Source organism: Saprospiraceae bacterium, assembly GCA_026129545.1.
GTDB lineage: Bacteria > Bacteroidota > Bacteroidia > Chitinophagales > Saprospiraceae > M3007.
The window spans coordinates 3,661,792-3,670,983 of the sequence record JAHCHX010000001.1 but is presented as its reverse complement, the minus strand read 5'-3'; the positions used below and the strand labels follow the sequence as shown (position 1 = coordinate 3,670,983).

The 9,192-nt window shown below is 57.9% G+C and carries 6 protein-coding genes; 2 read left to right on the top strand and 4 right to left on the bottom strand.

Translation table 11 applies throughout. From position 1 onward, the window contains the following. The 3 genes from KIS77_14345 to treF all read right to left on the bottom strand — a co-directional run. Nucleotides 1-1,882, bottom strand: a 1,882-nt coding sequence (locus tag KIS77_14345) for a right-handed parallel beta-helix repeat-containing protein (protein MCW5923520.1), incomplete at its 3' end; no start/stop codon positions are given. A gap of 189 nt (nt 1,883-2,071) precedes the next feature. Beyond that, nucleotides 2,072-4,951 (bottom strand): hypothetical protein, encoded by a 2,880-nt coding sequence (locus tag KIS77_14340; GenBank protein MCW5923519.1) that lies wholly within the window; start codon nt 4,949-4,951, stop codon nt 2,072-2,074. Nucleotides 4,952-5,500: 549 nt separating this feature from the next. Continuing rightward, nucleotides 5,501-7,003: an alpha,alpha-trehalase TreF gene (gene treF / locus KIS77_14335; protein MCW5923518.1), complete on the bottom strand. Its 1,503-nt coding sequence runs from the start codon at nt 7,001-7,003 to the stop codon at nt 5,501-5,503. Nucleotides 7,004-7,059: 56 nt separating this feature from the next. Here treF and crcB point away from each other — a divergent pair, with 56 nt between their 5' ends. Both crcB and KIS77_14325 read left to right on the top strand, forming a co-directional pair. Further along, the gene (crcB, locus tag KIS77_14330) at nt 7,060-7,431 is read left to right on the top strand and encodes a fluoride efflux transporter CrcB (GenBank protein MCW5923517.1); all 372 of its coding nucleotides are present in this window, start codon (nt 7,060-7,062) and stop codon (nt 7,429-7,431) included. 2 nt (nt 7,432-7,433) lie between these two features. Beyond that, nucleotides 7,434-7,781, top strand: a complete 348-nt coding sequence (locus KIS77_14325) for a DUF190 domain-containing protein (GenBank protein ID MCW5923516.1) — start codon at nt 7,434-7,436, stop codon at nt 7,779-7,781. Between the two features lie 13 nt (nt 7,782-7,794). Here KIS77_14325 and KIS77_14320 read toward each other — a convergent pair whose 3' ends face one another. Next, nucleotides 7,795-9,027 (bottom strand): MFS transporter, encoded by a 1,233-nt coding sequence (locus KIS77_14320; protein MCW5923515.1) that lies wholly within the window; start codon nt 9,025-9,027, stop codon nt 7,795-7,797. Nucleotides 9,028-9,192 lie beyond the last annotated feature (165 nt).

The window sequence follows — 9,192 nt, the reverse complement described above, 5'->3', positions numbered from 1 at the left end:
GGCCGGACTGCCACTCGAAGGCGAGGGGCGGGCATTCGCCGACGAGCGGCAGGGCGATGGCGCCGTCGGGCAGGCCCGCGCAGGCGGCCTTGACGTCCGGCGCTGCGGCGAGGGCGAGGGCGGGGGTTTCGTAGGCGCCGATGTCCACCGTGCCGTCCTGGACGCGGGGGTTTCCGGCGAAGTCGGTGGGGATGGTGGCGGCGTGGAGGTTGTTGCCGGCGTTGACGAGGGGCGAGCAGCCCTGAAGGCGGAAGTCGCCCGCGGCGGGGTTGATGAACATGGGGTCGAGGCCGGTTTGGACGTTTTCGCAGAAGACTTGGTAGAGGGGTGGGGCGCAGTCTATGCTGTCGAAGACGCAGTTTTGGAGATAGTATTTGCCGTCGGTGTTGCCAAAAAACTCAGTAAACGTGCAGGAGTTGAAGACGGAATTTTGGAAATAAATTTTAGAGTCTTTATTGGGTGCGCCTAGCTTATCTATTGCACAGTCATAAAAAGTAGAGTTTGATACTTTTGAATCAAAAAAAATCATACCCGTTACTCCTTCGGTAATGCTTGAAAATGAAACTGCCATATTGTGTATCACACAATTTCCTCCTGAATAGATAGATCCAAAATGAGATTGTTCAATTCTTAGCTTATCGATAAAGGCAGCAGGACCAAGCAGAAAAGGATTGGCAACACAATTTAGAAAAGTGTTTTTTTCGATAAACACGGTTCCTGCATCTCCAAGAGAACCTTGCATTCTCGTAGCGGAAGGCATATTGTTTATTTCAAAAAAATTATTTGAAATTATTTTTTCACCATCTTCGCCAAGACAATTAAAACCAACATCAGATGCACTAAAAAAGGTGCCATCGGGAACCCTCGCCCTATTCTTGTAAAAATAGCAGTTGTCTACCCATACGCACATGGTGAACAGAAAGAATCTGTTATCTAAAACTAAGCCACAGCGTTCATTCTGAACAAACCTGCATCCTTCCACCCTTACTTTTGCTCCGGCGTTTCGCCCTACCCTTAGCGTGGCCCCTCCGCCGCCCATGACGGCATCGTTTTGCGCGAACTCGCACCGATACACGTCAATCACGTCCGTCCGCTCGGCATCTAGCACGAACAGCCCGCCGCCGTTGCGACCGGCGAGGTTGCCTGTGAACCTGCAGCCCTCGAAGTCCATCCTGTCCACCCAGGCGCAGCCGTTGCGGTACAGCCCGCCGCCGTCCTGCCCGGCGCGGTTGCGCTCGAACACGCAGTCGCGGAAGGTCGGGGCCACCGACCCCGTGCCGCTGCCGTCCACGTACACCGCCCCGCCGTGCAGCCGCGCGTAGTTGCGCTCGAAGCGGCAGTTGGAGACGGTGCAGTAGGCCTCCTCGTCGCGTGCCATGACGAACAGCGCGCCGCCCGCCATGCGCGGCAGGTCGGCGGCCGCGACGCCCGGATAGTCGGCCTGTCCGAAGCGGAACACCAGCCCGTCCACCACCGTCAGGCTGTCCGGCTCCCCCATGTAGAGGATGGTGTAGGAGTTGTCGGTGCTGTCGCCCGCCGTGCCGATGTCGCCGCTCAGCACGGTGGGGTGGGCCTGCCAGTCGCGCTGCGCGAGGTCGGCCTCGGTGCCGGCGAAGCCGCCGTAGAGCGCCACGCCGCTTTTGAGGTCGAAATAAATGTCCCGGGCGGTGCCGGTGGTGGGTCTGTACTCGCCCTCGGCCACCCACACCTCGTCGCCGGGCTGGGCGGCGGCGAGGGCGGCGTGCAGGTCGGCGTATGCGTCGGCCCAGGAGGAGCCGTTGTTCTGGCCGGTGGCGGCGTGGTTGACGTGGAGGCGCTTTTGGGATAGGGCGGGGCCGAGCGCCCCGAGGAGGAGTATATGGAGGAGTAGGATGTTTTTCATGAGAAAAGTCGTGTGTTTGGTTTGTGTTTGAAAGCGATTCGTCGGAAAAGAGGCCGTCTCACAAGTTTAAATTTCGACAGGATTAACAAGATTTACAGGTTTTTTTACCCGAAAAAGGGCGCGAATCTTGTCAATCCTGTCAAACAAACATCACTTATGGGACATCCTCTTGAGAAGCGGGCGCGTCCGTCATTGCCGGATGAAGGTGCCCTTCGCCCGCTGCTTGCCGTGCCGCAGCTCCCAGTGATAGACCCCGGCGGGCCACTCGGCGGCTTGCGGCACGGTCAGCGCGTGCGGGCCTTGTTCCAATGCGTACTCGCGGAAAAAGACCCTCGTGCCGAAGGCGCCGTAGATGGACAGCCGTGCATTGCCCGCTTGCGGCATCGTCAGGTCGAAACCGACCTCGGCGACGGCGGGGTTGGGGCGACAGGTCGCCGACAGGGGGTTGTCGCCGGCTTGCTCGCGGCTTTCCGTTTCCGGCGCGACCCTCAGCCGGAGCGCGTGGGCATGGCCCGCCTCGCCCCAGCCCAGCCCGGCAAGCGCCTCGTCGTCGAGGCGCAAAAGGCCGCCCGGGTCGGGGATGTCGCGCTTGGCCCGGAAGGCGAGGCGGAACAGGGCTTGGCCTGCTTGCAGGGGCGCCTCCTCGCCGGGCTGGGCGAACCACAGGGCGCGGACGAGGCCCTGCCCGGCCCGAGTGAGGCCGAAGTTGCCCTCGTTGAGGCTCCCCAGGTCGCCCTGCGCGGGGCCGACGAGCTCCAGCGCGTCGGGGTCGAAGCGCAGGGCCATCTGCCAGGCGACGAGGGGCACACCCGTGGCGGCCCGCACCGGCAGGGCGAAATGCTCGCCAGCCCTGAGGGGGCTCGCGGGGATTTCGAGCGCGGCCTCGCCGACGGGTTTTTGAAAAGCGTCGCAGTCGTTGGAGCAGCCCGTCAGGGCGCTCAGGTTGACGTCGCCCACCTTGATGGCCACGAAGTCGGCTTCGGCGGTGGGAAGGGCATATGTTCCATTTTCTGGAAAAGTGGTTTGGAAAGGGTCGCTTGGATTGGGGAACACATACGACTTGGGCACAAAACGCCACGAGGTGTTGTTTCCGGGAAGCGTGTCGGCAAGGCCCAGTATCAGCTTTCGCAGCTCAGCGATGTCAAACGTCGTGATGCTGTTTGACTTGTTCGCGTCGGCGGCAATCATCTTATACGGGCTGTCCAGGACTTCCAGCCCAAGTATGTGCTTTTGGATGAGCACGAGGTCGAAGGTGGTCACGCCGTTGAGGGGGTTGTCGTTTTTGGAGGGGGTGACCTGATACTGGCTGACGCCCTCGCACACGCACTTTGAGTATGGCACCGCGCAGGAAGACGAGGCGCTGGGCAGGTTGGCGACGAAATTGATGGGAGCGCACCCCCCGCCCACGGGCGCGACGTGCACGCTCACGGCATCCACGAAGCAGCCGTTCTTCGTGGCGATGTCGCCCTCGATTTTTTTGGGGCAAAGCAGGCCCATGTTGTGGATGGCGGGGCGGCACTCGTCGGTCGAGACGTTCTGGATTATCCGCTTGACGGTCACGCGCCGCGCCTTGCCGCTCATCACGCAGCCGCCGCTGCCATTAAACTCTATCCGGATGCGGGTGTTGGCATCGAGGGTGATGCCGTCGGCATCGTTGATGCACAGGTTGACGGTGTTGCCCGACACATAAAAACAGCCGCCCGGGCAATCGTAAGGGGCTGATGTCGGGCACGTTATGTTCTCCAGATAGGCACCCGATATGGTCACGCCCGGCTGCAGGTCGAACTCGAGCAGCGCCTTGAAAATTTTGAATGCTCGGGTGGGCTCATTGCCGAAGTTCCAGTTCAGTCGCGCGTAAGCCGCCAAGTTCCCGCACTCGCTGGGCGGCACCGACGAGGGCTCCACCGTCAGCCACATGTCGGGACAGGGCGGCTCGCCCATGTGGGCGCACTCGACCGACCCTTCGGAGTCGGGGGAAAAAGCGTGGCACTGAAAACTGGGGCCGGTGCCGATGCTCTGCCCGCTTCGGACGCGCCCCGGCCTCAGGGTGGCCGTGAGGGTGTGCGTCTCGCCGGCATCCTCGGGCCTCGGCACGCGGATGGTGAAAAGAACCGTGCCGCCCGGAAGCCCCGATGCCGAAAACGACGGGTACCTGGCGTGCAAGAGGTACCTGACCTTGTCCTCCACCTCCAAAACCCGCACCGTCGGGAGCGGGATGCCGCCGTTGAAGCCCGTCGCTTGAGGGGGGGCGTTCATCCGGGGCGCGTTGGGGCCCGCGCAAGCGATTTCCACCGCGAAATCCATGAAATTCACGTCTGGCGGAAGCATGGACACCGTGACGGGGACGAGCATGAAGAGCGGGCTGACACAATTGGCCTCGAGGGACAAGGTGGCCGCGGACGCGACAGAGGGCGGCGGAAACGTCGAGACGGTGTTCCCGATGCAGCCCGGCTGGCTCGTGCACATATGGAAATCGTTGACGTAGCTCAGCTCGGCGCACTCCAGCCCGAACTCCTCCCCCGGAAAGCCGTCCACGAAGACCTGAAAGAGCGGCTGGGTGGTCCGGTATTGCTGAAAGGGGATGAGGGGCGTGACCTCGCCCGTCATGTTTGTCACCAAAAGGGTGGCCTCGCCCTCCTTGGCGTCGAAGGTGACGGCGGGGTTGCCGTTGCCCAAAAACGCGGCGAGGCAAGTCGCCGCCTCGGTGAGCGGCTCGTTGATGGACGTGATGGCGCCTTTCGCAAGGTTGAGCCTGACTTTCACGACCAAATGGGCGTAGCCCATGTTGAAGTTGCCGTTCGACCAGGCGCCCGGCGCGGGCGGCACGGCCCTCAAAAAAACGTCGTATCGCATTCTCTGGCAGTTGGTGGGGCCGCAACAGGGAAAACAAAGGGGCTGGTCGTCGGCGCTCCCGTCGTACGGCGACGGCACTATCTCTATTTGCAGGGAGCCGCAGGGCGGGTGAATGGCAGGGCCTGTCTGTGCCGACAGGCCTGATGCCAAAACGAGCCAGCCGAGGAGCGGGAAAACCGCCTTGAGCAGGCGGTGCGCGGCCAAACAGGGTGTCACGGCTCTTGAGACGGGGTTTTCCGTGAGCGTGCCGAAAGGGGCAAGGGATTGAGACGGGGCGCCGGACGATTCAATGTTTCGCCCCCCCCCCCCCGTTTTTTTCGGAAGATAATTTTGTCAAGCATGGTAAAAGGTTTTTGAAAAATGAATGAATAACGGTTTGCATGATGCTCAAGGGATGATTGGCCTGCCACTCGCCGCCGCGTCGTGTCGCGGCAAGCGTCCTTCAGGCGTGTCCTTTGCGCGTGAGCAAGGGACGCTCCCCATTGTGGGGGCAGGGCTTGTTAACGGAAAACAGATTAGAGGCCCGGCCGGGCGCGATAAAAAAGGTAGCCTTCGTCGCTGGAAAAAAAGATGAACACCGAAAAACGCGCGGATAATCTGTGGGGATTATTGTCAGGGTACTCGTACACTCACCTATCGGTCGGATATGTGGTACTGGTCTAAAGAACACATAAAACTCATATAACTAAGGCTGTGGCAAAGATAGTCAAGGGGGCGCAGAATCAAACCGGGAAGAAGGGTTTGTGCCAAAAATTAACATACGCCCTACCCTTGCTTCATGCGCAGATACACGCCGTTCGTCCACCCAAAACCGTCTTGATTGGGATATTCGCCACCGCCCGCTTTTGCGTCGGGGTTCATCACGTCGTATTTTTCCATCATTTTGCCAGTGTCGGCGTAGGTTTTTTCATTTAGCGCGAGCCAGCGCATCCGGTTGGCCGATGCCACTTCGTCCAGCCCGTATTGGCGCAAACCTTTGAAGGCTATCCATTGCAAGGGTGCCCAGCCGTTGGGGGCGTCCCATTGTTGGCCGCTGCGGACGAGGGTGGTGACAAGGCCGCCGGGTTGCAGGAATTTTGCTTGAAGGTGCTGCGCCACTTGTGTGGCCTGCTCTTTTTCCGCAAGGTGGAAAAACAGGGGGAAAGTGGCCGCGAGCGTCCATGCGTCGGTGTGTTTGTTGGCTGAAAAATGGTAATCAAAATAAAAACCCGCCGCTTTGTCCCAGCAGTATTGTTGAATGGCGGCCTTGCGCAAGCGAGCGCGGGTTTTCATCACTTCGACGGGGGTGTGGTCGGGCAATTGGCGGTAGGCATGAACGAGTGTTTTTTCCAAATAATAAAGCAGGCAATTGAGGTCAATCGGCACTATATCAGTTGTTTGAATGGTCTTGATGTGTTGCCCGTCGGCGAACCACCGGCTGCTGAAATCCCAACCCGACTCGGCGGCTGCGCGGATGTGGCGATAGACGGTCGAAGGGTCGCGGCCCGATTGTTGAGCGACATGGACATCCTCTGTGTATGCCTCCGGGCGCGGTGAGTCGAGGTCGTCCCAATAACGGTTGAGGATGCTGCCGTCGGGCAGGCGCACGACCCGACGGTATGCGCTCAGTGCAGCCGACAAGTCGTTTTCACCAGCCATCCAGAAGGCATATTCTTTTTCTAGCTGATGACGATATTTTAACAGCGTCGCCTCACCCTTCGTTTCGGCCAGCAGATTGACCATGAGCGCGAAAAACGGGGGTTGCGAGCGGCCCAAATAGTACGTCCGGTTGCCGTTTGGGATGAACCCAAAGGTGTCAATCAGGTACGCAAAATTGTCCACCATCTGCTGAATGATGTCCACGCGCCCCGACACTTGCAGGCCGAGCATGGTGAAGTAGCTATCCCAATAATAGATTTCGCGGAAGCGCCCCCCGGGCACGATATAGGGATGGGGCAGGGCTATGAGCGATGATGGGCGATTGCTGGCTGACGGCAGTTGGTCGGGTTGGCGGAGCAGCGCATCCCACAGGTTTTCAAGGTGTTGCAATATGGGGAGCTGGGCAAAAGAATGAGCGAGAGCAGGCTCGGGGGGAAGCTCGAAGTGTGTCACCACGAATTTTTTCAAATCAAAACCCGGTTGGCTTTTAGCCTGCTCGTAGGCTGATAGGATGGCGGTCGCATCGGATTTGGGGGCGCAGTCGGGGAAAAATTTGGAATCGGGGAAAATGCCGCTTGTCTGCACGGCTTCATACAGCGGTGAAAGAGACTCAATGTGGAAATGGTGCATAATAATTGGGCTTCAGTAAATATGTTTGTGCGCCAAAAATGAAAAAACGGACGGAAATGAGATTACTTTTATTCATCGGAATCGGGAGTTTCGTCGGGGGCGTGTTGCGCTATTTGACGGCTCAATGGGTGCAGGGAAAGTTCTTGTCGGCTTTTCCTTTTGGCACATTGGGGGTGAACATCGCCGGATGCCTTGCCATAGGGCTGGTGTTTGGGCTGAGCGAGCGGAGCAGCCTGCCGATGGAATGGCGGCTCTTTTTGGCTACGGGCCTATGCGGCGGCTTCACCACTTTTTCGGCGTTCTCCAACGAGACGCTCGCGCTCCTGCGCGACGGCCAATATGGATATGCCGCGACGTACGTCGTGGCGAGCGTGCTGTTGGGGTTGTTGGCTACTTTCATCGGTTTCACTATTATCAAAATCCTTTGACTATGGAAAATAATCCGAATGCCAAGCTGCTCCGCATTTTCATTGGCGAAAATGACAGGGCCGGAGGACGACCTTTGTACGAAACAATTGTTTTCGAGGCCAAAAAACTGGGGCTTTCGGGGGCTACCGTGCTGCGCGGCATCATGGGCTTCGGGGCCAACAGTCAGGTGCGCACGACCAAGCTGTTTGAAATTTCATCCGATTTGCCCATCGTGGTGGAAATCGTGGACGATGAGGAAAAAATCAGGGTGTTTGTCGAGACCGTTGAGCAGTTGTTCGAGCAAACGCGCTCAGGGGGGTTGATTACGATAGAGAAGGCCGAGGTGATTCGCTACAAGGCCGGAACATGAGTGTTTTCTCCCCTCATGCCTGCGGCTTTCCCTGCAATTTTTTGAAAAAAAGCAGCCCTACCAACAATATCCCAATCGGCACCAGCGAAAAGTAGAATGCCGTTTGCCCATCAAAATGCTGGAAGATATTGCCTGTGATGATAGAGCCTGTGGTGCCGCCCAAGGCGGAGAAAATAATGATAAGACCCGACATCAGGCCGTGCTTATGCTTGGGCAAGCTGCTTAAAATCAGCGAGTTGATAGCCGGATAAATCGGCGCGAGAAACAAGCCGATGAGCGGGAACACAAACGCCGCCAACGGCGCGTCGCCCCATCCCGTCACCGTGCGCTCGCCGATGCCTTTTGCCAATGGTACGGCTGTCAGCACCAACAGCGCAGCCAAGATGAGGCAGCCTACAAGCACCACGTCCCACTTGAGTTTTTTCATCGCAATGCCCGCGAGAAAACGTCCCAAAGCGGTGGCTCCGGCCAGTATGCTCGCCATTTCGATGCTCAAGGCGGTGGGCAGGTTGAGCACCTTGCTGTTGTAGGTAGGCAACCAACTCATGATGCTTTGTTCGACCAATACATAGAAAAAAGCACAGAGGATGAACACCAGCACGAGTGGCACGACCATCAGCTGAAACATTTTGCCAAAATCTTGCACGAGCGAAATGTTTTCTTGGCTCTTTGAGGCTGATTCATCGAGCTTTGCCGTAAGCAACAACAGGAAGGCTGCCAGCGAAATGCCCCCCAACAAGTAGTACACCCGAAGCCAAGCGGTGGACTGAGGATTGGCGTCGTCCACGAAGGCACTAAAGATGAAATAGCCCGTCAGGATGCCGACCATGAAAAACGACTCGATAAAGTTCATCAGGCTGATGTGTTCCTTTTCGTCGCGGGTGACAAGCCCAATGGTGCTGTACACTGACATTTTTATGAGCGCAAAACTGGAGCCGACCGCCGCAAACAGGAGTTTCGTAGCCCAAAAACCATTCAGCATGGGCATGGCAACACAAGCAACCGTCACCAAACCCAACGCGATGAGCATGGCGTTTTTGTAGCCGATGCGGGTGATGTAGGAGGAAAGCAAAAACGACACAGCGGCAATGCTCAGGTCCTTGAACGCTTCGAGCACGGAGGCCGCGCTCTCCGTCACGCCATAGTTGTTCTGCACTTGGAGGATGACCGTGCCCACACTATTGAGCAGGATGGCGAACACGAAGTAGTTGAGGAATAGGGAAGCTTTGATTTGCCAGTTTTGCATTTTTGCCGTCGTTAAAATTTGAATCTCGCCACGAAGAGGCGAAGGCGCAAAATTTTATGAATCAACTCTTTGCACCTTTGTGGCCATCTCAAAAGTTTTGATTGATGGTGTGACAAACCCGACTTTTGAGCAAGTTTGTCAGTTCACGGGGCGCGTCGGCGCGAG

Bases quoted from the DNA above. Each gene is read 5' to 3' on its own strand.
- KIS77_14325 (MCW5923516.1), top strand. From the start codon at position 7,434: ATGGAAAATAATCCGAATGCCAAGCTGCTCCGCATTTTCATTGGCGAA.
- crcB (MCW5923517.1), top strand. From the start codon at position 7,060: ATGAGATTACTTTTATTCATCGGAATCGGGAGTTTCGTCGGGGGCGTG.
- treF (MCW5923518.1), bottom strand. From the start codon at position 7,003: ATGCACCATTTCCACATTGAGTCTCTTTCACCGCTGTATGAAGCCGTG.
- KIS77_14320 (MCW5923515.1), bottom strand. From the start codon at position 9,027: ATGCAAAACTGGCAAATCAAAGCTTCCCTATTCCTCAACTACTTCGTG.